This window comes from Micromonospora sp. NPDC005087, from assembly GCF_042872965.1.
Lineage (GTDB): Bacteria > Actinomycetota > Actinomycetes > Mycobacteriales > Micromonosporaceae > Micromonospora.
The window spans coordinates 14,573-40,535 of the sequence record NZ_JBIALB010000022.1 but is presented as its reverse complement, the minus strand read 5'-3'; the positions used below and the strand labels follow the sequence as shown (position 1 = coordinate 40,535).

Below are 25,963 nucleotides of genomic sequence, written 5' to 3'. Positions count from 1 at the left end.
GGTTAAGGGTTAGTGGAGGCCGAGGGCGCGAAGGATTGTTTGGGTGACGGAGTTACCGGCGGAATCGGTGCCGGTTACCCGGAGGGAGGCGAAGTGCGCCTTTTTCGGTGCGTCCAGGCGGTAGGCGCCTCGGTGGTCGTCGCGGAGGCGGGTCCAGGTGGCGCCGTCGTCGTAGGAGACCTCGACGCCGGGCGAGCGAGGGGTGCCGCCGCCGGCGACCGTTACCGCGGTCAGGCCGACTGAGACAGGGGCGCGTTGTTCGACGGTGACGCCGAACGTCGAGTCGCGGGGCACGGATCCGGAGGCGTCCGGGTCAACGGCGTAGCGGATCTGCAGTAGCGGGAGCAGGTCCCGTTGGCCGGGGACCTTCGGGGCGGCGGAGGTGAACGTCCATGCTGTCGTGGTCGAGGACGAGTAGGGGCTGACGGACGCGTCGCGCTGGTTCGCGACGACCAGGCGGTACTGCCGCGGCCCGGCGCTGGGTGCCGTCGGGTACATGATGAGCCCGTTGCTGGACGTGCCCAGCTGGGTGTCGCCCTGGTAGAGGGTCACGGTCTGACTCGCGTGCTGAAAGTCCGAGATCGCGCCGGTGTGGTCGGCGTTGCCGTACCCCGGCACGTCGATCCGCATCTCGTTCTCCGTACGCGCCGGCCCGAGGTAGTTGTTGTTGAGGTAGGGCCGCTGGATGGGGGTGAACCACTCGTCGTCCGACACGGTGCCGGCTTTGTACGACCGGCGGACGCCCCACTGGCCCAGGAGGCCGTCGTAGACCTCGTGGCCCCACCGGTTCGCACCGTCGGTGCTGACCCAGTCCGTGCGGCGGCCGCTGGCGGCCATGGCGACGTAGTTCCCGATACCCCATTCCGAGTACGTCGGGAAGTCGTACCGCCACTCCTCGCCCGCACCAGCGGGGACGGCGCCGGCGAACGTCTGGTCGATGCGCGCGAGGTTCTTGCTCGAAGCGCGGACGACCATGCTCTTGGGCAACTCGTTGTCCCAGGTGTGCATGAGGTCGTAGACGTAGGCCGGCGCCGGGTGCGACTCCGTGCGCAGCGCGTTGCGCTGCCGGGCCTGGGCGATCAGCTTCTCGCCCTCGTCGGAGCTGAGGAGCCCGACGTCGACGGGGCTCGGCTGCCCCGAGTCCGTCCCGAAGTAGAGGCTCTGCCGGCCGGGCCGGTCGTTGGCCACCAGCAGCAGCTTGGCGCCCGCGTCAGCCGCCGCCTCTGCGAGCGCGGACGGGGTCGCCGACGCGGACCGCCGGATGATCACCGCCTTGCCCCTCGCGCCGAGGCCGGCGTAGTCCGACGGCGCCCCCGCACCCGCGAAGACCAACGGCAGGGTCCGGGTTCCGTCGGGCAGTGCGGTGACGCCCCGCTGCCGGAGGACGTCGGTGTAGTCGGTCCCCCGGGCGGACACCGTCAGCGCCGGCTGTTCCTTGCGCCACCGCGCACCGACGATGAAGTCGCCGTGCGTCACCTTGCCTTGCGGCTGGATCCACAGGCTGTCGACGCTTTCGTTCGCGAGAACGAAGTCGTGCCAGCGGCCGTCCTCGTGGACCATCCGCGAGTACTCGAGCCGCAGGTAGGTGGGGACGCCGGGCTGCGGGGTGGTCTCGTCGACCAGCCGGACGCGGCCGGCGTCCAGCGTGATCGTGCGGTCCTGGGTGAACGTGAAGTCGGGATCGCCGAGCAGCGCCAGCCCCTGTGAGTTCGGGCCGTGGACCCCGGGCACGGCCAGGTAGCCGAGCGCCGAGTACTGGTCGTCCGGTGTGTAGAAGCTCACCGTGCCGTCGACCGGCACCGGTATCGGGTTTGGATCGCCCGCCCGGAGCACGATGACGAACGCCGACGCGGGTTTGCCCGCGGCGTCCTTGACGTTGATGGTCAGCAGGTGCGCCGGCGCGCCGACCGAGACCGCGGTGTGCGCGGCGAGCGCGCCGTCCGGTTCGGTGGCCAGGATCTGGGCGCTGAAGCCGTTGGACCCGCCGGGCGCGGCCGACGGATCGATGGTCACGGTGACCGTAGCGGTGCCGTGCGCGGGCACGGTGACCCGGTCGTCCGAGAGCCGGAACATTCCCTCGGGTACGCCGGAGGCCGCGACCGACAGTGCGAGCGTCGTCGGCGTGCCACCGAGGTTGGTGTACGTCACCGGCCGGCGGATCGGGCCGGCTTCGTTCTGCCCGGCGGAGGCGGTGGCCGAAGCGAAGATCCCGGCACGGCCGGCGGTTGCCACGTCCACGCGGCCGCTGCCGGCCTGGAACGCGGTGTAGTCGGGAGTCTGCTTGGCGGTGCTGGTCAGCAGGTCCTTCAGCTGGGCGCCGGTGAGTTCGGGGTGCTTCGCGGCGAGCAGCGCGGCAGCGCCGACCACGTGCGGCGTGGCCATCGACGTGCCGCTCATCGTTTGGTAAAAGCCCTCCCCTTCGGCGGTGTACTGCGACCGCGCGGCCAGGATGTCGACGCCGGGGGCGGTGATCTCCGGCTTGAGCGCGCCGTCGCCGACCCGGGGACCCTGGCTCGAGAAATCGGCGAGGTGGTCACCGCTGTCCACGGCGCCCACGGTGAGGGCCGCGTCGGCTGCACCTGGCGAGCTGACCGTACCGGGGCCGGAGGTGTTGCCCGCCGCGATCACGAACAGCGCGCCGGTCTGCGCGCTGAGCCGGTTCACGGCCTGCGACAACGGATCCGTACCGTCGGAAGGCTCCTGCGTACCCAGGCTCATGTTGATGATCTTGGCGTGTTGCTCGACCGCCGCCCACTCCATGCCGGCGAGGACCTGGGAGTCGCTGCCGGAGCCCGAGTTCGCCAGCACCTTTCCGATGTGCAGGCGAGCGCCGGGGGCGACACCCTTCTCGGCGCCGCCGGACGCGACGCCCGTGCCGGCGATGGTGGAAGCGACGTGGGTGCCATGGCCGCGGACGTCCTGGACGTCCTCGCCGGCGATGAAGCTGCGGGTCTCGACGATGCGTCCCGCCAGATCGGGGTGGCCTTCGTCGACACCCGTGTCGAGGACCGCGACGTCGACGCCCTGCCCGGTGTCGCCGCCGGCCCAGACCTCCGGCGTGCCGATCTGCGCGACCGATTCGGCCAGGTCCGCGTACACCTTGCCGTCGAGCCAGATCTGCTTGATGCCGTTCGCGAAAGCCGGGGTCACCTCACCCGCCGCGAAGAACGACGGCGTGCCTGCCGTCACCGCGGCCCAGAAATCGCGCGCCTGCACGCGGTTCTCGGTGATGGCGGCACCGTCGACACTCGTGAGTGGGCGGACCAGCGCCGATCCCCGTGGCGTGGCGTTCGCGCGGAACCCCGCCGACTGGGTGGCGTAGGAGACGATCAGGGGCAGGTCGGCGCGATGAGCGTCGTCGTAGCCGTCGGCGATCAGGTCCGTGACGTTGAAGAGCCGCCGGTCGAGCACGCCTTTGCCGAGGTAGGTCAGCGCCGAGGACGGAAAGACGTACACGTCTCCCGCCGACTCCAAGATCCTCGCGTCGGCGGGTCCGCCGTCCGGTCCGTTGACCGAGATCGTCCCTCCGCTGTCACCGGCGTCACCGGTCGCGTTCACCGTGACGACATCACCAGTGATCAGGGTGACAGTGTGGGTCTGCGGGGCGGTGCGCCCCGATGATCCGCCGGGAGCGGCCGACGCCGAACCGGCGACCACGATCGAGCTGAGCGACAACGCGAGGCATGCGGCCGCCGCGATGGCCCGACGCGTGCGTGAAGTTCTCAACGGTGGGGTTCCTTCCTGCGCGGGCGCAGCTCAACGGGCGCCACTGCGGCCGAACAGTGCCAGCCGTCGATCAACGCCGCAAGATCCCCTCGTGGCTGCTTACTGCCAGCTGGCACAATCTCGACAATGAAGCTCGCAGTCCTGGGGTTGTCCGCTGACGAGGAGCGGGTCTACGAAGCGCTGGTCGCCCTGCCCGGGTCGACGGTCGCCGCGCTCGCCGACCACTTGTCGACCCCGGCGGGCCCGGTGCAGCGGACCCTTGCCGCCCTCAACGCGAAGCACCTGGCGGCCGGTAGTGGGAGCCCGGCGCGGTACCTGGCCGCTCCCCCTGACATCGCGATCAACCAGCTCGTGCAGCTGCGGGAGCGCGAACTGAGCGCGGCGCGCGCGAAGGTGCACTCGCTCTCGGAAATTCACCGCAGCGCGCACCGGACGAGCCCCGAACTCGTGATCGAGCAGCTGACCGACCGGGAAACGATCGCCGCGGCCGTCGCCCACCTGGAATCCGAGGCGCACCAGCAGGTCCGAGTGTTCGACACGCCGCCCTACTACGAGGTGCCCGGGGGCGCAGGCGCCGCCAGGAACACCCAGGCGCAGATCGCCCGCCACCAGAACGACGGCGTGGCGCACCGCGTGATCTACAGCCTGGACGCGGTGACCTGGCCCCAGAAGCTGGAAACGGACATCCTGCCCGCCGTACGCGGCGGCGAAGAAGCCCGGACCCGGCGGACCCTGCCCATCAAGCTGATCATCCGCGACGACCAGGACGCCCTCATCCCGTTCGACCTCAGCCGGAGCGGCCTGCAGGTCGCCTACCTCGTCCGGCGCTCCCCGCTGCTCACCGCCCTCGAAGCTCTGTTCGAGGGCGAATGGGCCCAGGCCGCCCCGCTCGACGCGTCCGCGGTGACGCCGAGTGCTTTTGGTGGCCTCACTCGGCCGGACGAGGAAACCCGGTCACTGCTCACGATGATGATGGCGGGGTTGACCGACACGGCGATCGCGCGCGTGAACGGCTGGAGCACCCGGACGACGTACCGCCGGCTCCAGCGCGTGATGACCGAGCTCGGAGCGTCGAGCCGGTTCCAAGCAGGCTGCCTGGCGGAACGCCGCGGCTGGCTGTGAGCGGGCGACCTGGTGCGGCCAGGCGGTCCGTCCGCGAGGAATTTGGCTCGCGCTGCTGCCTATCGACCTGCTGGTCCCCTCTTGATCCTGTCTGTTCGCAGAGGTTCCGGGCAGATTCATTGTCGCGAGCGGACGGTGATCGCCGAACTTGAGCGCTGCGCCGCGCACCCCGCCAGCCTGCGTGACGAGATCCGCCGCGTTCTTGCCAGTTAGCCGGTCATGCTTCCCGGCCGAAGAGCTCGCCGCGCCTCTGCGAGTGCCTCCTGTGCGTAGCACTCGTTGACCTGTGGGGTGCCAAATCCCTGTCATGGGGCCCGAGCTGGACTTCTACGCGGCTCGTTCGTACTCGTTGATCAGCCCGCCGAGGACTGGTCGGCGTTTGATCCGCTCATGCGTGAGGTCAACGACGGGACGGTCGGACCGTGGGGGCTGCAACTGCAGGGCCCGATGCGGACGGTGGCCGTTGTAGTGACGTGCGTACTGATCGAGTGTTCGGCGTAGATGTCGTTCGCCGAAGATGAGCATGCGGTCGGTCACCTCGCTGCGGGCGGTCAGGACGAACCGTTCCGCATGCGCGTTCGCCCGCGGGCATTGCGGGGGGGACCTTGCACACGGTCACGCCGGCATCGGCCAGTACGGCGTCGAAGGCGACGGTGAACTGGCCGGCTCGGTCACGGATGAGGACCTCGAACTGGTCGACGCGTTCACCAAGGTCCATAAGGAGGTTACGGGCCGCCTGGTTGGTCCACGGCCCGTTGGGGTTGGTGGTGATGCCGAGGATGTGCACGTAGCGGCTGTCGACCTCGATGACGAAGAACACGTACAGGCGTTGGAGGGTAAGTGTGCAGTCCACGTGGAAAAAGTCGCAGGCCAGCATGGTCAACGCCTGGGTGCGCAGGAACCGCCGCCAGATGGTGTGGTCGCGGCGCAGCGGCGCTGGTGGTAAGCCGAGTCGTTTGAGGATCCGGCGGATCGTGGAGGCACCCACGCGGTGGCCGAGTCCGAGTAGTTCGCCTTGGATGCGTAGGTAGCCCCAGCCGGGATTGTCCCGGGCCATCTGCTCAACCAGGGCGGCGATGGCTGGGTCGATGGGTGGCCGGCCGGGCCGATTCGGATAGGTCCAGTGGTGCGCCACCAGCCGCCGATGCCAGGCAAGGACCGTGGCCGGGGTGACGAGCCGATGCGTCTTCAACGGTCGAGGTAGGAGCCTGATCAGAGCCGCGAGCACCGCCCGGTCGGCCCAGTCCAGGCGCGGTTTCGGGTTCTGCCGGCGCAGGACGGCGGCCACGGTGACCAGCCAGCCCTTGGGGTCCCGCGGCGGGTCGTCCAGCCACACGCACACGTACGTATGATCCGGGGGGGTGTTGTCGGCGGGGGGTGTGGGCACAGCGCCGGATTTCCGGCCGTTGATCCTCAAGGGCCGGCCCCTCGGCTCACAGGTGGCGGCGGCGCCACTCGGACTGCTCCTGCTCGGCGGCGACCTGCTCCTGCAGCGCGACCTGCCGCACCTCGCGGCGCAGCGGGTCACTGGCGCGCAGCCCGGCCAGCACCAGCGCGACGCAGGCCGCGGCGAGCACCGCCAGGCCGGCGACCGCCGGCAACCGGCCTGCGGGCAGCAGCACGACGGCCAGCGCCACCACCGTCACGGTCGGCCACAGGCGCACCCGGTGGCTGGCCCGCACCCCCAACGCCAGCAGACCCAGAATGTAGATGATCACGCCGGCGAACAGCACCCGGTAGTCCAGGCTGAGCGCCCGCACCCGCCACGGGTCACCGTGCGGGTCGGCGATCACGGCGAGGTAGCGCTTCAGGCCGAGGGCGAACAGGATGATCCCGGCGATCAACGGCAGATGCAGGTACGCGTAGACGTCAAGGGCGTAGGCGGCCCGCGCGTCCGGGTCGCGGGTGCCGTGCAGCCTCTGCTCGAGGTCGAGCGTCAGGGTGTCGAAGTACATCCACCACAGCGCCGCGATGGTGGTGACGCCGAGGACCGACGCCACGATCACCGCCCAGCTGAGCGGCAGGCCGGCGGCCGGTTTGGTTCCCAGTCCGAGCGAGATGATCGACTCGCCGAGCGCGATGAGCAGGATCAGCGCGTACCGCTCCGCCAAGTGGGCGGCGGAGACCACCGCCAGACCGGCGCTGCGGACCAGGCCCCCGGCGGTGAACTCGATGCCCACGGCGGCCGCCCACAGCGCCAGCTGCAGCCACGTCACTCCGACCTGGGGCGGGTGGGGCAGCGCCCCGGCGACCAGGATCAGCATCACGCTGGCCAGCAGCGGCAGGCCAGACCGCAGTGCCGCGCGGCCCGGGGCGTCGGCGCGGGTCAGCAGCGCCAGCACCTGAACCACCCGGATGACCAGGTAGCAGGCGGCGAAGATGAGCGGGCCGGGCGGCCCACCGGGTCGGTTCGTGAACGCCTCCGGCACGCTCAGGTTGAGCACGAACAGGGCGACCACCGTCACCGCGCCGATCAGCGGCAGCACCCCCTGGTCGGTGCGGACCATGTTGCCGAGGGCGGCGAAGGAGACCCAGCACCACCACAGCAGGGCCAGCACCACCAGCCCCGCGAGCAGCGTGCGTACGTGCAGGTGTGCCGACAGCAGGGTGGTGACGTTGAGGAACGCGAGCACGAACACCAGGTCGTAGAACAACTCCAGGCGAGTGACGCGGGACCCCGGCGCGGCAGGCAGGATCCGACCCCGCCAGTGGCCGGTGCTCATGCCGCCCAGTCTGGCAGCCCCCGCCCGTCCCGGCGGCGGAAGCCACACAACGGACTGGCAGGGTCGCGTAATCCAACTGTCTCGTATTCGTGTTCATCGCTGATCCGGGAGTCACGGGGTGCTGGACCAGTTGCGCGAATATCAGCCGACGTTCATTCTCGCCGTGCCGCGGGTGTTCGAGAAGATGCACCACCGGGCGCGGCAGGAGACCGACGACGCGCACCACGGGTGGCTGTTCGCCGCAGCCGATCGGGTGGCCGTGCGCTACAGCCGCGGCCACTGAACCCGGACATCGCACCATGTGCAACGTTGCCTTGGTGTCGTGTGCCCTTGGTGGTCCGCTCCCGTCGAGTGTGGGCCGTAGCGCTGGTCGTCGTCTCGTTCTGCGCCGTCGCGGTTACAGCAAGCGGTGACGGGTCATGTGGCGGAGGGCTAGGTAGCCCGGCGGCACCGGGAGCCAGAAGGTCGCGAGACGGTAGATCAGGACGCCGGCGACGGCGGTGTCCAGCGGCACTCCGTAGAGCAGCAGGCCGGAGACGAGCGCGGCCTCGGTGGCACCGAGCCCGCCGGGGGTGGGCGCGGCGGAGGCGACGCCCTCGCCGATGACGCAGACCAGGATCACCGGAGGTAGTAGCGCGATGTCGACGGGCTGGCCGGTGGCGAGTAGCGCGAGGTAGAGGCAGAGGCCGTAGGTGAGGGTGAGCGTCACGGACGCGGCGACGAGCCGCCGGAGACAATGCTGGTGAATCAAGGTGCGCAGGGCGGCGATGACGCGGCCGGCCGCCGCGCGTCCGCGGCACCGGATCCGGGGTGCGGCGAGGACGGCCGCGAGGACGAGCAGCGCGACGAGGGCGCCCAGCAGCAGCGGCAGCGCCTTGGTCGCGCCGTGGGTGAGGGTCCGGGCGGGCTGCCGCGCGAAGGGCAGCAGGATCGGCAGCAGCACCACGACCGAGACCACGCCGGCGGTGCGGGAGACGACCACGGCGGTGACCGCCGCCGCGGTGTCGAGTCCTTTCTGGTGCAGGTAGCGCAGGCTGAGCGCGGCACCGCCGAGGCTGCCGGGGGCCAGCCGGTTGGCGAACGACGCTGCGACCTGCACCAGAGTGGCCTCGCCGAGCGGTACCCGGCCGGCCGTGGCCAACCGGAGCACGACGGCGCTGAGCAGGTAGGTGAGGGCCGAGCCGAGCAGCGTTGCCACGACGGCCACCAGATTCGCGTGCACCATCAGGTGGATTGCGGTGCGTACTTCGCCAAGTTGCGGGAGCAGGAGGAGCACGATCAGCCCGAGGACCACCAGCAGGAGGATGTCCCGCGGCACTGCCCGGACCACCTTGGCCGGGGGCCGCTCCCGGTCCGGGCAGCGCCGCAGGATCTCCTCGCGGAGGCACTCCAGCAGGCCGGGGTGGGCGCGTAGGACGCTGCGGCCGGCGCGGGAGAGCACCGGCGGCTGCAGGAACGGGACGCTGTCCGCGACCGTTTCGGCGCCGAGTCGGTCGACTGCGGCTGCGACCACACTCGCCGAGTCGACCCGGCTGGCGAGGGCGACCAGCAGTTCGACGATGTCCCGGGCCCGCTGGTCGGCCGGGGCGTCGTCGACGCCGAACCCGAGGTCGACCAGGTACGCGCGGTCGCCGTCAACGAGCACGTTCGCGGCCCGCAGGTCGCGGTGCGCAATGCCCGCCCCGTGCAGCAGCGCCACCTGTCCCCAGGCGTCCCGCACGGCGGCGATCGGGACCGGCTCGACGACGGCGCCGAGGGGGGCCGCGTCGATGAACTCCTGCACCAGCAGGGCGTTTCCGCCGGGTGCGGTGGCGGTCGTGACGACGGCCGGGACTCGGACGCCGGCGCGTTCGGCCAGCAGGGTCAGGTAGGTTTCGTGTTCGCTCTGCTGCTTGGGACTCAGGTATGGCGGTGCGTCGGCGACGTGCCGGTAGCGCAGGCTCCGGTAGAGCCTGTAGGCCCAGTCCGCATCGCGTTGCTGGCCGCCGGTCACCTTCACGAACAGCCGCCGTCCATCGGTGGTGACCGCCTGCCACGGGTGGGAGCCGCGGGCGTCACCGCCGATCGGTTCCAGCCGCCGCACGTCGAATCCGCATCGCCGCAGCGTCTCGCGTAGATCGCGGGCGGACTGCTGCGGTCCGACCTCGCCGACGGCGAGCCGGGTCAGGCACACCGCGAGCCAACCGACGAGGATCCCACCGACCGCGTCGACCGGCAGATGAGCGCCGACGTGGATCCGCGCTACGGCGACCAGAGCGATCACCGCCCAGGCCAGGCGGCGCCAGCGGGAGTTGCCGGCCTGCGCCACGACGAGGGCCAGGGCGGTGGCGACAGCGACGTGCCCCGAGGGGTAGCCGAGCGCTCCGGTGATCGTGTCCCGGAGGGTCAGTTCGGTCAGCAGCGCCGCCGGTCGTTGCCGGGCGACCGCGGCCTTGACGGCGAGCGCGAGCCAGTACGCGAGGTTGCCGGCCAGCAGGAAACGCCACGCGACGCCGGTGCGCCGCAGGATGACGGCCGTCGCGGCGGCGACGAACACCGCCGCATACGAGCCGGCCTGCATGACGACGACCAGCACCGGCGTCAGCCCTGAGGGTAGGTGGTTGATCAGGGCGAACAGGTCCCGCTCCCACAGCGCTACGGGTCGGTGCCGCACCAAGACGCTGACGACGACCAGCAGACCGGCCGAGACGGCCAGGCTGACCAGCAGCGCCGGCGCCGGGCGATGCCTCCGCGTTACCACCGATCCTCGGCTGACCCCTCATCCGGCTCGATTCCCGCTGTCGGTCCGAACCCTACGGACCGCCCGCGGGCGGATCGGTTCTTGCCCGAAAATCAACCCGCTAGGGGCGACAATCAGCAGGTGGACAAAGTAATCGCGGTGCTCACCGGTTACCGCCGGGCCTCGTCCTGGCCCTGGTGCTCGTGTTGCCGGCCCTGGAGTCCTCGACCCTGCTCGGGCTGGTCGTACCAGGCGAGACGGCGATCCTGATCGGCGGGCTGGCAGCGCACGCCGCAGGGCCGCTGCGGGCCTTGGTGTTCGCGGCGGCGCTCGAAACGCTGCACCGGATCGTGCGGTGCGGTGTCGTCGTGGCATGTGTCAGGACTGGCAGCCCGCCGGCTGGAACAGGGCGTCAGAGCGGGCCTGCGTCCGCCACATCGGGTTCAGTCTCAGCGGGAGGGCTGGGGCTTGCCACGCTACGAAGAAGTCCAGTCGGGCGCGGCGATAGCGATGCAGCTGTGGGTCGACCGGTGGCTGGCCGTTGAGGAAGGCGCCGATGGCGCGCTGCACGGATGGCCGATTGGTGAGCTGGCCGTGGATACCGCTGGCCTCGAGTAGGGGGATCTGCGGAACGCTCCGTCCCGAGGGCGGGAGGACTATCGTTTCGATGGTCGGCAGGAACGCGATTGTCGTTACCCCAGGCACCGGACAGAGCAGGTGGTTGCGAAACAGCGGCGCGTTGTCCAGAAGTGAACGCAGGAACGGCTGGTCCGGGGCGCCCGAGCTGGCTCCGCCGGGCACCGCGAGCAAGGTGCGTATCAACCAGCCGGTAGCGATTCCCCACCCGCTTTCGGCGTCCGGCGGTGGATAGTAGGTGCGGCCGGCCCGGATCAACGGGTCGGTGAGGACGGCGCTTGTCACCGCCGGCTTCCGCAGTCGGCGGAGGTAGTAGTGGACGACCATTGCCCCTTCGCTCTCTCCGACAAGTGCCACCCGGCGGCCTGTAATGGCATGGGCCCGGTCCACCTGCTCGGCAAGGAGGCGGGCGCTGTCGACGATCGACTGATGGGTGTCGACGGGTCCGTACGGCCGAGCCCGGCCGTCGGCATCGATGCCCCGGTAGGAGAAGCGGATCACCGGTCCGGTCGGTGGCGCGGGATCACCGGGGTAGGCGGAGTTGAAGCCAGCAAGGTAGATCACAGCCTGGGGTACGGCAGGTAGGTCGGGCAGCGACGATGCCGGTACGGGGGGCCGCTTGCTGCTGAACCGCGTCGAGGCAATATCGACGGCATACAAACAGCCGACTGCCAGGACGGCGACGAGCGGAGCTACCGGCGCCAGTCGCCAGTGCACTGGCTTCTGACGGAGGGCGGCGTGAACCATTTGTCGCCAAAGTAGACCATTGATCGCGCCTACCGCGCCTGCCGTTGCCACCACGCTCCAGCCTGGAGTGGCAGCCACTTCGGCGCCACCCACGGTGAGCAACGTGAAGGTGAGCAGCGACCAGCCGGCCAGTCGGAGCGTGGGTAGGCCACGCCACCAGTCGGGCACGATTCCGCCGCGGGCAACGAGCGGGGCGAGGATCAGCACTGGCAGCAGTTCGAGGAACAGGATCCCGGCCAACGCGAATTGGGCGGTGGCAACCGCGACCGCGGCCCAGGGCAGCAGAATCACGGCGATGAACACGGCGAAGAGCAGGCTACGTCCAATGAGCCGGCGTAGTGGCGGCCGCGGGATTGCCGTGGGCCAGGCAAGCGCGACGCATCCAGCGCAGAACAGCCCTCGTACGATGACCGCGCAGGCCAGCCCGATGCCGAAACTGAACCAGCTGTCGTGGTAGACCAATACCCAACGCAGGTCGTGGAACATGCCGTACGGCCAGATAGTGGCGAATTGAGGTGCGATCGCCCTGGTGCGTTCGAAGCCGGCCGCGTTCATCGCCCCTGCCTCCGCCGCTGCCGCCAAGGTGGTCAATGCGAGAAGTGGGAGTAGCCGTGCTGATCGCATCACACACCTCGCTGTTCGGCCCAAACTTGGCGTCGCCGGGTACCCGCTTCCCTGCAGGACATTCCTCCGATTTCGGCGGCGGTACCTGCGCGGTGGTGTGACTGGTAAGTCCGAGCGTGTTCTCCGTCCAATGGATGGGACACCAGTGACGGGCAGGAGGACCGGCCGGTTCGGGTGGAGCAGCCCGCGCCCGCGGACGTGGGCTGGCTCTCCCCGTGCGTCGGATCGGCTCCACGGCCCCGGCGTTGTTCGGGAGTGTCCGGTTTGATCACGGTTTGTTAGATGCCGTAGACGGCGAAGGCGTCGGTGCGGTCGTGTAGGTCGCGGCGGGCATGGGCGATGTTGGCGCGTCCGGCGAGGCGGAAGGTGTTGAGGGTCCGGTTGCGGAAGCTGGCCAGGGCTCGTGGCGCGGCAACGGTCCTGAGCTGGGAATCGGCTTCTCGAAAGGTCACGTCCCGGGTCCAGTGCAGACGTTTCTCCACGGACCAATGCCCCCGGGGTTAGGCGTTGAGGTGGTGCGGGCTGGCCGGGTCGGCGTTCAGGCTGACGATGCCGTGGATGATTTCTTTGCTCGTGCGGATGCCGTCGAGTCCGCCGGTGTCGCGGCGTAGTCGGAAGACTTGCCGGGCGCCGGGGAACAGGCTGTCGTCGCAGGGTGCGACCCGTAGGGTCGGCGACGGCACGGACGGCGGCGGCCCGCGGCCGGGTCGGCGCTTCCCGCGTGGATCTGGTCAGGCCGCGCGCCGGTGCCACGGATTGCAGTACAGCGGCCGGCCAGGGGTCAGATGTTGGAGCCGTCGGGTGGGAGGTCGGCGGGCGGTTGTGAGGATCCGCCGTCACCGGCGTTGGGGCAGGACAGGCCGAGGGTGTAGGCCGTCATCGACAATGACCCGTAGGCGTAGCCGTCGACGAGAACTTCGGTGTCGGATGCTTCGGTGGCGCCGGCGAGGCCGGCGAGGTAGAGCGCGGGGATGAAGTGGTCTGCTGTCGGTACGGCGTTGCCGAAGTCGCGGTGGGCGTCGAGTGTCGCGAACTCGGTCGGGTCGGTCAGCATGCGAGACTTGGCGTCTTCGTCGAAGCGCTGTGCCCAGTCATAGCCGTCGTCGGTGAGCTTCCAGTTCATCCCGCGCAGGTTGTGCACGATGTTGCCGCTGGCGACGATGAGCACTCCGCGCTGCCGCAGTGGGGCGAGTTTGGCGCCGAACTGAAGGTGGTAGTCGAACGGCTTGTCGGCGTTGACGCTGAGCTGCACGACGGGAATCGAGGCGTCGGGAAAGGCATGCGTCAGCACTGACCAGGTGCCGTGATCGATGCCCCAGCTGTCGACGTCGGCGCCGACCCAGGTCGGATGAACGACATCACTGACCTCTGCGGCCAGCTCGGGCAGCCCGGGCGCTGGGTACTGCACCTCGAACAGTGCCGGCGGGAAGCCATAGAAGTCGTGGATGGTCCGCGGTCTGGGCATCGCCGTGACGGCGGTGGCGTTGATATACCAGTGCGCGCTGATCACCAGGATGGCGCGTGGGCGGGGTAACGCCGCGCCGAAGGCTTTCCATGCGGTGGTGTAGCGGTTGACCTCGAGGGCGTTCATCGGGTTGCCGTGGCCGATAAACGCTGCGGGCATCAGTGCGTCTGAGGCGTTGAGGTTGTCTGCGGGCACGTCGGGCCCTCCTCGGGTCGCGGTTTCATCCGACGGCGGGGCGTCGCTTGCAGGCAGGCCATCAGCGTAGTGCGGACGGCCTGTCGGCTACCGCACTTCGGCTTCGTCCTTGTCGTAGCGGTTCACCTTGACCGCGACCGGCGGGCAGCTCGCCTTGGACGTCGCGGTGCCGGCGGGTCACGTCGACGTACTCGACGCTCTCGCCACACGCGCCGGGCTCCAGGACGGCGCGTGAAGCTGGGGTTGCGGTCGGGGCAGGTAGCGGAGGCGGCGGGGGTGAACCAGCAGACGCTGCGCTACTACGAGCAGCGAGGTCTGGTGGCCGAGCCAGATCGGACGTTGGGTGGGCATCGGCTCTACCCGCCGGAGACGGTCACGGTCCTGCGGGTGATCAAGACCGCGCAGCGGCTCGGGATCACCTGGACGAGGTCGCCGGGTGGTTCAGCCTGCAGATCCCCCTTTTCCTGGCCCCTGCAGCGTGCTGGTGAGCGCGGGCGCTGGTCGAGTCCACGGACACGTCCCAGGTAATCCGTCCGGCCGCATCAGCGAGGGCCTGCAGGGCGGTAAGCACCTTCTTCCAGGTCTCGTCACGGTGCCACCTGCGGAACAGGGCATACATCGCCGACCAGGACCCGTACTGCGGTGGCACGTCCCGCCACGGGGCACCTACTCGGATGCGCCACCGGATCCCGTCGATCAACTGCCGCCTGCTCCACAACGACAATCGACCCGGCCCCTTCGGCGCTGGCAGCAACGGCTCCAGCACCGCCCACTGCACGTCGATCAGGTCGAACCGCTCGTCGCGTCGCGGGAGACCAGTTCGCAGGTCGTCCACCAGCATCGCGGCGCCGACCCTGATTCCGTACGGCAGGATCTGCCCGCTGCGTGCAGGCACCCGCAGCCGGCGGCCGGCCCAGCAGCGGCTCGCCGTGCCAGCCCAGCGCGGACGAGTCGAACCGGTCACGGACCACGCCGACGGCGGCGTCGAGTCGGTGCCCAGGGTCACACCCGTCCGGGTACAAAACGGGCCCAACATCGCAAAAGCGACCGACCGCTGCCGACGTTGTGGGAATGTTTCATGTACTAGGCACTAGTTGGCGCCCCAATGAGGGAAATGCCTGCGTGTCATCCGTTTCCGGAGGCCAGCGGTGCCTGGAGCGTCTGTATCCCCAATATGGCGACCCGTCGGGTTTGCCACCGGACCAGGCTTGGAAACTTGCCTATGGAAGGAGCGTCAGGTGATCAGAAGGCATGGGCGGCTGTGGACCGTCGCGGCTGTGGTAAGCGCAGCGGTGGCGGTCACTGCCACGGCGGCAATGGGAGATGGGGGCGGTCACGACCGTGCGGGGAGCGAGGACCGCGGCGGACACCACGCGGGCGACCCGCGGTTCAAAGTGATCAACCAGGTCTCCGATCAGGAAGAACGAGATCCCGCGGTCGTCGACCCGGACGCTGTCAACTCGTGGGGGCTGGCCCTGGGGCCGACGACACCGCTGTGGGTGGCCAACAACGGCACGAACACCGCCACCGTCTATCGTGGCGGAGTCGACGGGGCCTCGGTCGAGAAGGTCGACCTCACCGTTGACATCCCCGGCGGCGCGCCGACCGGGGCGGTGTTTAACGACACCGACGGCTTCGAGGTGCCCGGGCCGGGCGGTGACGAACCGGCACGCTTCATCTTCGTCAGCGAGGGCGGTGACATCACCGCTTGGAACCCGAACGCGGAAACCACGGCGGTCGTGGTGGCGCACACGAACCGTGCGATCTACAAGGGTGTGACCCTACTGAAGACCGACGTCGGCAGTTTCCTGCTCGCCGCCGACTTCCACAACGCACGCATCGATGTGTTCGACGAAAACTTCGACAAGGCGGACCTGCCGGACTCCCTCTTCCGGGACACGAACATCCCCGACGGGTTCGCGCCGTTCAACGTACTGGCGGTAGGCGAACGGGTCTACGTCACCTATGCAAAGCAGGATGCGGACGCTGAGGACGACGTGAAAGGCCCCGGTCTCGGTTTCGTCAACCTGTTCACCGACTTCGGGACGGAGGTTCGGCGGATCGCCAGCGAGGGCACGCTGAACGCACCGTGGGGTCTCGCCATCGCGCCGGAAGGCTTCGGCGAGTTCACCGGCGACTTGCTGGTCGGCAACTTTGGCGACGGCCGGATCAACGTGTTCGACGGCAAGGATTTCGAGGGCCAACTGCGGGACGAGGACGGCAAGACGATCGCCATCGACGGTCTGTGGGCGCTCCTGCCGGGCACCGAAACCACCGGTGGTGAAGAGACTCTGTGGTTCAGTGCCGGGCCGGACGACGAGCAGCACGGACTGGTTGGTCAGTTGATCCCAACGACCAAGTAACTGCCGCGGATCCGCCGCGCCCCGAGCTTCGCGGGGCGCGGCGTACCGCTGTTCCGGCCCCGCCGGGTACCGCCGGTACGGTCTATTCGGACCGTCGCAACCCCGCCGGGCACACGGTCGAGTTGGCGATTGAGCCTGGCCCAATCGCAGGGTCATTGCGTTGTCGGGTAATCGCTGGTCACCGCGGTGATGAGGTCGTGTGGGCGGCGGTTGGCGCGTCGGGCGGCGCGGGCGATGTTGGTGTCGGCAGTTGGTGCGGTGGTAGCCGATCGAGGTGTTACGCAGGGTGGCGAGGACGGCAGGTCCGGTGCCGGTTCGGGCCTGGTGGAGATCTTCACGGAAAGTGACGTCGCGGACGTGGTGGACCAGGTTTTCGAGGTGCCATTCGAGGCGGGCCCAGTGCTGCAGGTCGGCGGGTTGGGCCTGGTCGGCGGGTAGGGACACCGTGTAGTAGGCGGTTTCGCGGCTGGTCTTGCCGTTGCTGGTGGTGCGGGTGCGGGTGATCCGGACGGCCTGCTGGGCGTGGGGGAACCTGATTCCGCCGGGGGTGGCGACGGTGATGGCTTTGACGGTGCGGGTCTCGTGGCGGCCGTGGCCGGTGTCGCGGCGGCGGTCGGGACGTCTGGCCAGGGCAGGTGCTTGAGCTGCTTGAACAGGGTGGTTTGGTTGCCTTTGGTCGGGATCATCAGGTGGGCGCCGCGGGCGGCGATCTCGTCGGCGTGGGCGGTCTGGGTGTGCAGGGCTTCGGCGATGAACAGCAGGCCGGTCAGGCTGCCCAGCACGTTCTCGACCGCGTCGAGCAGCGGCTTGAACGCGGGGATTTCGTTGCTCTTCGCGGTGATGGTGACCTGGGCCAGGACGATGCCGGTGCTGGTGTCCAGAGCGGAGAGCAGGTGAACCTGGCCGCCGTTGCGGCGGCGGGCACCACGTAGGGTCTTGCCGTCCACGGCGATCACCGTCCGATACCTGCGTGGCAGGGGTGTGACCGGCCGGGCGCGGACCTTCAGCCAGCCCGCGAGGACGGTGGATAGCAGCTGATCGTCGAGGCGGGTCAGCAACCGCCATACGGTCGTACCCGCGGGCACCTGACGACTGAAGCCGGGCCGGTCGCGGGCCTGCTCGTCCAGATCATGCAGCCAGTCGGTGATCGCGGCGAACGACGACGCACCCGCCAGGACGGCGCACACCGCGACCGCGAGCAGGCCCGACAGCGGGTAACGCACTCCACGTGGATCTCGAGGATCCGGGACCGCCGCCAAGGCGTGAAGCAGTCCCGTTGTCTCACTCTCAGTGACCAACCGTGGTCTGGTGTCAGGGCTGCCGGCGAGGCCGGACAGTGCGCGGATCGGGCATGATGACATCGGCGGGTGAGATCCTCGGGGTCGTGAAGCGTAGAGAACTCCATGATCACCGATGCGGCCTCACCCGCTCTTCCTGCCTCCACAGAGGCCACTCATCCCATGGATTTCCCAGCTCAGGGCACCCGCCGACCGACTACGCAATCACCCTGGACCGCCCCTGCCTTGCAAAGAGCCGTCGCTCATCACGCATGCTTGTCGGCCGGCTTGGCTGCACCAATGGCTGCGCAGCCAAGCGCTCTCGCGCCCTTGCATCCGCCCCCGCTTGGGCTACATGATCCGCTCACCGTGAATGGGGACGAGGCCCTCGCCGCCCTCCTGAACGCGGAGATCATAGGGCCCGACCAGGTGCGCTACCACCAGCTCTCTCGCGACCTCGTCCGGGACGTCCTCACCCGCCCGCGGCCACCCCGACTGGCTGTCCAACTCAGCGAACGGATGGGCGTCCGGTCGGGAGGACCTCGCTGGTAGCTGGGGCTCAGATCGGCCGGGTCGTATAGCCGGCCGCCACCAGGCGACCAAAGGCCGCCTGTAACTCGTCCGGCATCTCCTGCGGAATCGCGAATCCACGCTCCGCGTACACCTCGATCCGCTGCGTGTCACCGACCAGCATGTTCACGACCCGCCGTGGGTCGCCGATGCTGCGCACGTAGTCGTCAAGGTCCAGAGGATTCGACGCGCACACCACATCGACCTCCGGCCAGATCAGCTTGCAGGTGGCGTAGGCCCGTCGCTGCTGGTAAGGCCGCGACATGATCAGCACCGACTGCACCGAGATACGCCGTTCACCCAGCAGCTGACGCGAGTGCTCCAGGTTCTCGGCGGTGTTCGTCGCCCGCGGCTCCACGAGAATCGACTCCGCCGGCACGCCCTGCTCGATGGCGTACTCGCTGTAGTGCACCGCTTCTCCGCGCGGGAATCGCTCGATGGTCGTCGGCGCGTTCGCACCGGTGAACACGATCCACGGGAACAGGCCTTCATGGAACAGGCGCGTCGCGATCACCGCGACGCCGAGGTCGTGGCTGCCCAGCCCGATCCCCACGTCGCACGGGCGCAACTGGTGGTGCATGTCGTGGTAGCGCCACAACGTCTCCACGTCGGCCCGAATCTCGTCAGGGATCGCCTCGACCGGCGCCGGCGCATGCCGGTTCATCAGCACCTACCAGACAGGGCAGTCACCGGGTCCCCTCGTCAGGCCATCCCAGGGCCACCAGCCCCGTCCTCGCCACCTCCAGTGGAACGACGGCGGACACCGACACGTCCAGCTCACTCAGGTAGACGACCTGCCCCTCGCGCACACTCCGCAGCAGTTCAGGCAGCACGGCCGATACCGGAAGGTTGTCAGGCGTGGCGTAAGTCGGGTCCGCGCTGGGTTCCCTCATACCGCCAGCGTAGAGGTAAGGAGGCAGCAGGGCGGCGCTGACTCCACGCACCAGATCCACTGGTCGAGACGAGACCGTTGGCGGCGAGCCAAGAAGCACCGGCGCGTCCGCCCGTCAGACGTGAGCGCATGTCCACGGTCACAGCACCGCGTCCGCCATCGGCCGGAACGGTCCCACCGCTCCCGAGCACCCAGCCATCGCCAAGGATACGAGAATGGCTCTGGCCGGTGGCGAAATTCTGGCGGGCGTAGCAGCAGGAGATGTCGTTCGCAGTCACGGTGATCAGCCCGGCCTGGGTGAGCCGGCCGGCGGCGGCGGCGGTGACCAACGCGCCACTGAACACCTCTACCCCGAGATGGTCGGTCGCGGTGTCCCCGAGTGCCCTCCCGGATCCGCCGCCTGCCTGCGTTTCTGGTCGGCGACCATGCGGGCGTAGATGACGTTGGACAGTCGCCGTTTCAGCGCGCGCATGGCTTCCATGCTCCGTACTTTGTGCCAGCGAACCGGCCTCGGCATCAGGCGCAGGGCCGGCAGCAACCACCACCACCACCGCGCGGCGTCGAGGTCGACCACGTCTCTGTCTACCGTTGGGTGCAGCCGTTCACCCCGCGCTGCTGGCCGACGCCGCCCGATTCGGCCGGCACTCACCAGGCGACAGGCCGCCCGCAGCGGCCGTCAGCCGACCCAGCTGTAGCGGCGTTCCGGCCGGCCGGCCGCGCCGTAGCGCAGCGTCACCGCCGCCCGCCCGGTACCCGAGAAGTGCTCCAGGTAGCGACGGGCGCTGACTCGAGAGACTCCCACCCGGTTCGCGCATTCTGCTGCCGAGAGGGTGCCGGAGTTCTCCCGAAGTGCGCGTTCCACCAGCTCCGCGGTCTCGATGCTGAGACCCCGGGGCAGGGCGGAGGTGACGTGCGAGCTGCTGCGGGACAGCACCCGGTCCACGTCGGCCTGGTCGCTTACCACGGCCGCACGCAGCGAGTTTCGCCGTGCGGCGTACTGCTCCAGCCGGGTGCGCAGCTCGTCGAACCCGAAGGGCTTGAGCAGGTAGTTGACCGCGCCGTAGCGGACCGCCCGGCGGACCGCCTCGGCCTCCCGGGCGGCGCTGATCACCAGGATGTCGCAGTCGTGCCGTGCGGCGCGCAGCCGGGTCACCACGTCGAGGCCGAACATGTCCGGCAGGTAAAGGTCGAGCAGCACCAGGTCGGGCCGGAACTCGTCGACCGCGGCGACGGCCTGCTCGCCGGTGCCCGCGGTACCGACCACCCGGAACCCGTCCATCCGCTCGACGAACCCCCGGTGGATTCGGGCGACCATGAAGTCATCGTCGACGACCAGGACGTCGATCAACGAACTCCCTCCAGCATGGTGGCTACCGACATCCGGGCGGTGAACATCGCGCCCTCCTCGGTGTTCGTCACCGCGATTTCCCCGCCGCGCCGGTTGCAGACCAGCCGAGTGAGCGCCAGCCCGATACCGCGCTCGCCGCCCTGCGCCGCCTTCGTGGTGAAGCCTTGGGTGAAGACCTCCTGGGCCAGCTCCGGGGCGATCCCCGGCCCCGAGTCCCGGACGATGATCTCCACGGACGAGGCGTCCTGGCGCAGCTCAACCTCCACCCAGGCCGGTCCGTCCGCCGCACCGGTGCCGCCGCCGGCCGGGCCGGCGTCCCTGCCGGCGGCGACGGCATCCACGGCGTTGTCGACCAGGTTGCCCAGCACCGTGGCGACGTCCGCGGTGATCTCCGGCTCCATCCGCTCCAGGCTGGTCCGTTCGGAGACCCGCAGCTCCACCCGACGCTCGGCGGCCACCGCGGATTTCGCCATCAGCAGCGCGGCGACCGCGGTGTCGTGGATCCGGCTGGTCACGGTCAGGTCGAGCGACGCCCGGTGCCGGCTCAGCGCGTCCACGTACCGGACCACCTCGTCGTGTTCGCCGATCTGGATCAGCCCGGAGATGGTGTGCAGCTGATTGGCGAACTCGTGGGTCTGCGCGCGGAGCAGCTCCGCGGTGCTGCGGAATGACCCGATCTCCCGTTCCAACCGGGCCAGCTCGGTGCGGTCCCGCAGCGTGGTCACCGAACCGAGCCGGCGACCGTCCTTGTTGACCGTCATCCGGTTCATCACCAGCACCCGGCCGGCGCGGACGACGACCTCGTCGCGGGCCTCCGGACCGTCGCTGGTGCCGGCCAGCACGTCCCGCAGCCGGCCGGAGATGCGCAGGTCGGCGAGGCTGCGCCCGAGGCAGTGCTCGGGCAGGTCAAGCAGCCGCCGCCCGACGGCGTTCACCAGGGTGATCCGCAGTTGCGGGTCCAGCGCGATGACGCCCTCGGCGATGCCGTGCAGCAGCGCCTCTCGGTGCTCCGCCAGCCCGGCGATCTCTCGCGGCTCCAGGCCCAGGGTCTGCCGCTTGATCCGCCGGGCCAGCAGCCAGGACCCGACCACCCCGAGAGCGCTGGCGATGCCGAGATAGGTGAAGAGGTACGAGGAGGCGCCGACCATTCGCTCTGACCAAGTCGGTGAGGCCTCACCGATCACCACGGCACCCAGGTAGCGGCCGAGGTTTTCCTTGCGGTCGCCGAGCACCGGAACCTGGGCCACCAGTTCCCGCGATCCGTCGACCTCCAGCTCGCCGAACCAGCTACGGCCGTCGGTTACTCGGGGATCGCCTAGCACTACCGCGGCGCCCACCAGGGTGGGGTTGGTGGAGCTGACCACCCGGCCGCGGGCGTCGGCGACGCTGACCGTGGTCACGGCGGCCTCGGTCAGCACGTTCTGCACCAGCGGCGCGATCGTCTCCGCCGGCGCCGGCTGGGTGAGGCGGTCGCGCAGCAGCCGGTTGCCGGCGAGCTGCTCGCCGAGGGCGGCGACGCGGCGGCCCTCCACCCGGTTGAAGGTCGCCGCCGACTGAGCCAGGGACACGGCGGCCACGGCCAGCAGCACCACGACGATGATCGCGAGCTGGAGGACCAGCAACTGCCCGGCCAGGGAGCGGCGGCGGGAAGTGATCGCGACCACAAAGACCTCAATTTCCGCTGGTGACAGAAGGCAGACACGGAGTCCGCCCGGAGGCCATCATCTTGCCGCCGGACTCCTTCGAAACGAAAGAGAAACATAATGGCAACTCGGAGAAACGTGCTGGTCATGGGGGTCGCCGCCGCGACGGCGCTGGCGCTGGGCGCCTGCGGCGCCACCGCCGGACAGAACGAGGGCGGGTCCGGCGATGACGGAAAGCCTGTCGCCGGCCTGCGGATCATGGTGCCGAACACCCCCGGTGGCGGGTACGACACCACAGCCCGTACCGCCGCCAAGGTGATGGAGGACGCGAAGATCGCCACCGGCGTGCAGGTGTTCAACCTGCCCGGTGCGGGCGGCACCGTTGGCCTCCAGCGGATGGTGAATGAGAAGGGCAACGGCAAGCTCGCCATGCAGATGGGATTGGGCGTGGTCGGTGCCTCCTACACCTCCAAGTCGTCCGCGACGCTCACCCAGACGACCCCCCTGGCCAAGATGATCGAGGAAGCCGGTGCCATCGTGGTGCCGAAGGATTCGCCGTACAAGACGATCGGCGATCTGGTCGCCGCCTGGAAGAAGGACCCGAAGAAGATTGCCGTCGGCGGCGGTTCCTCGCCGGGCGGCCCGGACCACCTGCTGCCCATGCAGCTCGCCAAGACGGTCGGCATCGACCCGCGCCAGGTCAACTTCGTCTCATACGACGGCGGCGGTGAACTGCTGCCGGCGGTGCTCGGTGGCAAGGTGGCCTTCGGCGCCAGCGGCTTCGGCGAGTTCCTCGACCAGGTCGAGGCGGGCCAGCTCCGCGTCCTCGCGGTGACCAGCGAGCAGCCGATCGCGGCGCTCAAGGAGGTGCCGACCCTCAAGGCCTCCGGAATCGACCTGGTCTTCACGAACTGGCGCGGCATCGTCGCCCCGCCCGGCATCGGTGACGGCGACAAGAAGGTCTGGATCGACGCGTTGACGAAGATGCACGAATCCGAGGAGTGGAAGGCCGAGCTGGCCAAGCGGGGCTGGAGCGACGCCTTCGTGACCGGTGACGCCTTCGCCACCTTCCTCACCGAGCAGGACACGTCCGTGGCCGACCTGCTCAAGCAGCTCGGGCTGGCGTGACCGGCATGACGACCCGACCGGACCGGGGCGGCGACCCGCCGCCCCGCCCGGCGGCGCCGGAGGCGAGCGCTTCCGTCGTACCGCCGATCCCGACGCAGCCGACCGCGGAGGCTGCCGATCCGGTGTCTCCCGCAAGGGAAGCCGAGACGACCGCAGAGCGTACGCCGGACCTGCCTGCGGTGGCGCGGCCGTCAGCGGCCGACGACCGGCCGCCGGTTGCGGACGCCCTCCACGGCGCGGCGCGGACGGCGAAGCCGGACCGGGCGCAGTACGGCGTCTGTGCGGTCCTCGCCGTGGTCGGCGCACTTGTCATCGTCGACGCGATCCGGATCGGGCACGCGATCAGCAGCGCCGACCCGATCGGGCCGAAGCCGGTGCCGATCCTGCTCGGCGCACTGCTGCTGGTGGTCGCCGCGATCTACGCGGTGGACGTGGCCCGCGGCGGCGCGGGTGAGCCGGAGGCCGGCGAGGACGTCGACCTGAGCAGCCCGATCGACTGGCGGACGGTCCTCCTGCTGATCGGTGCCTTCCTGGTCAACGCGGTGCTGATCGACCGGCTCGGCTGGGTGATCAGCGGCACCCTGCTGTTCTGGGGTTCGGCATTCGCGCTGGGCAACCGGCACTACATCCGCAACCTGCTGATCGCCGTCGCCCTGTCGCTGATCACCTTCTACACGTTCGCCATCGGGCTGGGTGTCAACCTGCCCGCCGGCGTCCTGCAAGGAATCCTCTGATGGACAATTTCGGCCACCTGCTCGACGGGTTCGCCAATGTGCTGACCCCGATGAACCTGCTGATCGCGCTGCTCGGCGTGACCATCGGCACCGCCGTCGGTGTGCTGCCGGGCATCGGTCCGGCGATGACGGTCGCGCTGCTGCTGCCGGTCACCTACGGGATGGAGCCGACGCAGGCGTTCATCATGTTCGCCGGCATCTTCTACGGCGGCATGTACGGCGGCTCGACCACGTCGATCCTGCTGAACACCCCCGGCGAGTCGTCTTCCGTGGTGACCGCGATCGAGGGCAACAAGATGGCGAAGGCGGGTCGGGCCGCGCAGGCGCTGGCCACCGCCGCGATCGGCTCCTTCGTCGCCGGCACCATCGCCACCCTGCTGCTGGTCGTGGTCACCCCGCCGGTGGTGGCATTCGCGATCAGTCTCGGCGCGCCGGACTACTTCGCGCTGATGCTGCTCTCGTTTGTGGCGGTGACCGCGGTGCTCGGCGCGTCCCGGGTGCGCGGCTTCGCCTCGCTGCTGATCGGCCTGGCCATCGGCGTGATCGGGATCGACCAGACCGGCCAGCAGCGGCTCACCTTCGGTATCCCGCAACTCGCCGACGGCATCGACGTGGTGGTGGTCGCGGTGGGCATCTTCGCCGTCGGCGAGGCGCTCTGGATCGCCGCGCACCTGCGGCGCAAGGCCGCCGAGGTGATCCCGGTGGGCCGCCCCTGGATGGGCCGGCAGGACTGGAAGCGGTCCTGGAAGCCCTGGCTGCGCGGCACCGCGTATGGGTTCCCGTTCGGGGCGCTGCCGGCTGGCGGGGCGGAGATCCCGACCTTCCTGTCATACGCGACCGAAAAGAAACTGTCGAAGCACCCGGAGGAGTTCGGTAAGGGCGCGATTGAGGGTGTCGCCGGGCCGGAGGCGGCCAACAATGCCTCCGCCGCCGGGACGCTGGTGCCCATGCTGGCGATCGGCCTGCCGACCAATGCCACGGCCGCGGTCATGCTGGCTGCCTTTCAGCAGTACGGCATCCAGCCCGGTCCGCTGCTCTTCGAGCGGGAGTCCGGCCTGGTCTGGACCCTGATCGCCAGCCTCTTCGTCGGCAACCTGCTGTTGCTCGTGCTCAATCTGCCGCTCGCGCCCGCTTGGGCCCGGCTGCTGCGGGTTCCGCGGCCGTACCTCTACGCCGGGATCATCTTCTTCGCCTCGATGGGCGCGTACGCGGTCAACGCTCAGCCGTTCGACCTGTTCCTGTTGCTGACCCTCGGCCTGATCGGGTTCGGGATGCGGCGCTTCGGGCTGCCGATCCTGCCGCTGATCGTCGGGGTGATCCTCGGCCCCCGGGCGGAACTTCAGGGCCGGCGGGCGCTGCAGCTCGCCGGTGGCGACCTCTCCGGTCTGCTCGGTGGCTGGGTGTCCTGGCTGATCTACGCCACCGTGCTGGTGGTGCTGCTCTGGCCGCTGCTCGGCCGGTTCCTCGTACGACCGCTTCGTGAAAGGTTGGCGACCGGATGACCGTGCTGGTGGGGTACGTGCCGTCGGAGTTGGGCGAGGCGGTCCTGTGCGCGGCGGTTGAGCAGGCCCGGTTCCGCGATGAGCCGGTGCTCGTGGTCAACACCTCGCGCGGGGGACGCGTACGTCGACCCGCGGTTCGCTCAGGACCACGACCTCGAGCGTGTCCGCCGGGAGCTGACCGGGCTGGGCGTGCGGCACAGCGTCCGGCAGTTGGTGCGGGGCCGTGACGCGGCCGAGGAGATCGTCGAGTTGGCCGAGTCCGAGGACGTGTCGCTGGTGGTGATCGGGATCCGGCACCGGACGCCGGTGGGCAAGCTGATCATGGGCTCCACCGCGCAGGAGATCCTGCTCGGCGCCCGCTGCCCGGTGCTCGCCGTCAAGATCGACGGGGTGTGACGTCTCCTGCCGTCCACGGGGGCACCTTCCCGAACCAGCCGGAGCGGAAGGGTGCCCTCGTGCCAGCCTCGAACCGCACCAGCGGCCGTCGCCGCCACCGGCCTACGACCGTTCACCGCCCCGGAATCCGATACCCGAAGTGAGGGAAGGACG

Annotated in this window: 19 protein-coding genes and 4 pseudogenes; 8 read left to right on the top strand and 15 right to left on the bottom strand. The window is 69.6% G+C overall.

Annotation, left to right across the window (positions count from 1 at the left end):
• Nucleotides 1-9: 9 nt before the first annotated feature.
• Entirely contained in the window at nucleotides 10-3,726 is a 3,717-nt protein-coding gene (locus ACFYPS_RS31795) for a S8 family serine peptidase (RefSeq protein WP_387329331.1), read from the bottom strand.
• Between the two features lie 126 nt (nucleotides 3,727-3,852).
• Here ACFYPS_RS31795 and ACFYPS_RS31790 point away from each other — a divergent pair, with 126 nt between their 5' ends.
• Entirely contained in the window at nucleotides 3,853-4,848 is a 996-nt protein-coding gene (locus ACFYPS_RS31790) for a helix-turn-helix domain-containing protein (protein WP_387329328.1), read from the top strand.
• 327 nt (nucleotides 4,849-5,175) lie between these two features.
• Here the strand turns inward: ACFYPS_RS31790 and ACFYPS_RS31785 are convergent, their stop codons facing one another.
• Nucleotides 5,176-5,403, bottom strand: a complete 228-nt coding sequence (locus ACFYPS_RS31785; protein ID WP_387329404.1) for an integrase core domain-containing protein — start codon at nucleotides 5,401-5,403, stop codon at nucleotides 5,176-5,178.
• 878 nt (nucleotides 5,404-6,281) lie between these two features.
• Entirely contained in the window at nucleotides 6,282-7,571 is a 1,290-nt protein-coding gene (locus ACFYPS_RS31780) for a low temperature requirement protein A (protein ID WP_354967833.1), read from the bottom strand.
• Between the two features lie 118 nt (nucleotides 7,572-7,689).
• Here ACFYPS_RS31780 and ACFYPS_RS31775 point away from each other — a divergent pair, with 118 nt between their 5' ends.
• Nucleotides 7,690-7,854, top strand: a complete 165-nt coding sequence (locus ACFYPS_RS31775; protein ID WP_354967832.1) for a hypothetical protein — start codon at nucleotides 7,690-7,692, stop codon at nucleotides 7,852-7,854.
• Nucleotides 7,855-7,968: 114 nt separating this feature from the next.
• Here ACFYPS_RS31775 and ACFYPS_RS31770 read toward each other — a convergent pair whose 3' ends face one another.
• The 5 genes from ACFYPS_RS31770 to ygiD form a co-directional block, all read right to left on the bottom strand.
• Nucleotides 7,969-10,311, bottom strand: coding sequence for a lysylphosphatidylglycerol synthase domain-containing protein (locus ACFYPS_RS31770; protein ID WP_387329323.1), 2,343 nt, complete (start codon nucleotides 10,309-10,311; stop codon nucleotides 7,969-7,971).
• Nucleotides 10,312-10,668: 357 nt separating this feature from the next.
• Nucleotides 10,669-12,228, bottom strand: coding sequence for an esterase/lipase family protein (locus ACFYPS_RS31765; RefSeq protein ID WP_387329320.1), 1,560 nt, complete (start codon nucleotides 12,226-12,228; stop codon nucleotides 10,669-10,671).
• 347 nt (nucleotides 12,229-12,575) lie between these two features.
• The gene (locus ACFYPS_RS31760; protein ID WP_387329317.1) at nucleotides 12,576-12,779 is read right to left on the bottom strand and encodes a hypothetical protein; all 204 of its coding nucleotides are present in this window, start codon (nucleotides 12,777-12,779) and stop codon (nucleotides 12,576-12,578) included.
• Nucleotides 12,780-12,797: 18 nt separating this feature from the next.
• Nucleotides 12,798-12,980 carry a hypothetical protein gene (locus tag ACFYPS_RS31755; protein WP_387329314.1) on the bottom strand — a complete coding sequence of 61 codons (183 nt, stop codon included), beginning with the start codon at nucleotides 12,978-12,980 and terminating at the stop codon, nucleotides 12,798-12,800.
• Between the two features lie 98 nt (nucleotides 12,981-13,078).
• The gene (gene ygiD, locus ACFYPS_RS31750; protein ID WP_387329311.1) at nucleotides 13,079-13,957 is read right to left on the bottom strand and encodes a 4,5-DOPA dioxygenase extradiol; all 879 of its coding nucleotides are present in this window, start codon (nucleotides 13,955-13,957) and stop codon (nucleotides 13,079-13,081) included.
• A gap of 231 nt (nucleotides 13,958-14,188) precedes the next feature.
• Between ygiD and ACFYPS_RS31745 the strand changes: the two are divergent.
• Nucleotides 14,189-14,317 (top strand): annotated as a pseudogene (locus tag ACFYPS_RS31745) (MerR family DNA-binding transcriptional regulator); the annotation flags it as partial.
• 71 nt (nucleotides 14,318-14,388) lie between these two features.
• On the opposite strand, the pseudogene ACFYPS_RS31740 reads toward ACFYPS_RS31745, so the two are convergent.
• Nucleotides 14,389-14,798, bottom strand: a pseudogene (locus ACFYPS_RS31740) (transposase); the annotation flags it as partial.
• A gap of 397 nt (nucleotides 14,799-15,195) precedes the next feature.
• Between ACFYPS_RS31740 and ACFYPS_RS31735 the strand changes: the two are divergent.
• On the top strand, nucleotides 15,196-16,320 hold the full coding sequence (locus tag ACFYPS_RS31735) for a TIGR03118 family protein (protein ID WP_387329308.1): 1,125 nt from the start codon (nucleotides 15,196-15,198) through the stop codon (nucleotides 16,318-16,320).
• Between the two features lie 330 nt (nucleotides 16,321-16,650).
• Here the strand turns inward: ACFYPS_RS31735 and ACFYPS_RS31730 are convergent.
• From ACFYPS_RS31730 to ACFYPS_RS31705, 6 genes and pseudogenes are all read right to left on the bottom strand, one after another.
• A pseudogene (locus ACFYPS_RS31730) lies at nucleotides 16,651-16,878 on the bottom strand (ISAs1 family transposase); the annotation flags it as partial.
• A gap of 137 nt (nucleotides 16,879-17,015) precedes the next feature.
• Nucleotides 17,016-17,681: pseudogene (locus ACFYPS_RS31725) on the bottom strand (ISAs1 family transposase); the annotation flags it as partial.
• Nucleotides 17,682-18,156: 475 nt separating this feature from the next.
• Nucleotides 18,157-18,837: a YdcF family protein gene (locus tag ACFYPS_RS31720; protein WP_387329305.1), complete on the bottom strand. Its 681-nt coding sequence runs from the start codon at nucleotides 18,835-18,837 to the stop codon at nucleotides 18,157-18,159.
• Nucleotides 18,838-18,853: 16 nt separating this feature from the next.
• Nucleotides 18,854-19,060: a hypothetical protein gene (locus ACFYPS_RS31715; protein WP_387329302.1), complete on the bottom strand. Its 207-nt coding sequence runs from the start codon at nucleotides 19,058-19,060 to the stop codon at nucleotides 18,854-18,856.
• Between the two features lie 675 nt (nucleotides 19,061-19,735).
• Nucleotides 19,736-20,407: a response regulator gene (locus ACFYPS_RS31710; RefSeq protein WP_354967821.1), complete on the bottom strand. Its 672-nt coding sequence runs from the start codon at nucleotides 20,405-20,407 to the stop codon at nucleotides 19,736-19,738.
• A complete protein-coding gene (locus ACFYPS_RS31705; RefSeq protein ID WP_387329299.1) occupies nucleotides 20,404-22,071 on the bottom strand; it encodes an ATP-binding protein in 1,668 nt (555 codons plus the stop codon). The genes ACFYPS_RS31710 and ACFYPS_RS31705 overlap by 4 nt, the downstream gene beginning before the upstream one ends.
• A gap of 99 nt (nucleotides 22,072-22,170) precedes the next feature.
• Between ACFYPS_RS31705 and ACFYPS_RS31700 the strand changes: the two genes are divergently transcribed.
• The 4 genes from ACFYPS_RS31700 to ACFYPS_RS31685 all read left to right on the top strand — a co-directional run bounded on the left by ACFYPS_RS31700 (nucleotide 22,171) and on the right by ACFYPS_RS31685 (nucleotide 25,810).
• A complete protein-coding gene (locus ACFYPS_RS31700) occupies nucleotides 22,171-23,178 on the top strand; it encodes a Bug family tripartite tricarboxylate transporter substrate binding protein (protein ID WP_387329296.1) in 1,008 nt (335 codons plus the stop codon).
• 5 nt (nucleotides 23,179-23,183) lie between these two features.
• Entirely contained in the window at nucleotides 23,184-23,912 is a 729-nt protein-coding gene (locus tag ACFYPS_RS31695; protein WP_354967818.1) for a tripartite tricarboxylate transporter TctB family protein, read from the top strand.
• Nucleotides 23,912-25,414, top strand: a complete 1,503-nt coding sequence (locus ACFYPS_RS31690) for a tripartite tricarboxylate transporter permease (RefSeq protein ID WP_387329293.1) — start codon at nucleotides 23,912-23,914, stop codon at nucleotides 25,412-25,414. The genes ACFYPS_RS31695 and ACFYPS_RS31690 overlap by 1 nt, the downstream gene beginning before the upstream one ends.
• Before the next feature lie 78 nt (nucleotides 25,415-25,492).
• Nucleotides 25,493-25,810, top strand: coding sequence for a universal stress protein (locus tag ACFYPS_RS31685; RefSeq protein ID WP_354967816.1), 318 nt, complete (start codon nucleotides 25,493-25,495; stop codon nucleotides 25,808-25,810).
• Nucleotides 25,811-25,963: the final 153 nt, after the last annotated feature.

Bases quoted from the DNA above. Each gene is read 5' to 3' on its own strand.
- ACFYPS_RS31685 (WP_354967816.1), top strand. From the start codon at position 25,493: ATGAGCCGGTGCTCGTGGTCAACACCTCGCGCGGGGGACGCGTACGTC.
- ACFYPS_RS31765 (WP_387329320.1), bottom strand. From the start codon at position 12,228: ATGAACGCGGCCGGCTTCGAACGCACCAGGGCGATCGCACCTCAATTC.
- ACFYPS_RS31790 (WP_387329328.1), top strand. From the start codon at position 3,853: ATGAAGCTCGCAGTCCTGGGGTTGTCCGCTGACGAGGAGCGGGTCTAC.
- ACFYPS_RS31700 (WP_387329296.1), top strand. From the start codon at position 22,171: ATGGCAACTCGGAGAAACGTGCTGGTCATGGGGGTCGCCGCCGCGACG.
- ACFYPS_RS31690 (WP_387329293.1), top strand. From the start codon at position 23,912: ATGGACAATTTCGGCCACCTGCTCGACGGGTTCGCCAATGTGCTGACC.
- ACFYPS_RS31780 (WP_354967833.1), bottom strand. From the start codon at position 7,571: ATGAGCACCGGCCACTGGCGGGGTCGGATCCTGCCTGCCGCGCCGGGG.
- ACFYPS_RS31715 (WP_387329302.1), bottom strand. From the start codon at position 19,060: ATGAGGGAACCCAGCGCGGACCCGACTTACGCCACGCCTGACAACCTT.
- ACFYPS_RS31695 (WP_354967818.1), top strand. From the start codon at position 23,184: ATGACGACCCGACCGGACCGGGGCGGCGACCCGCCGCCCCGCCCGGCG.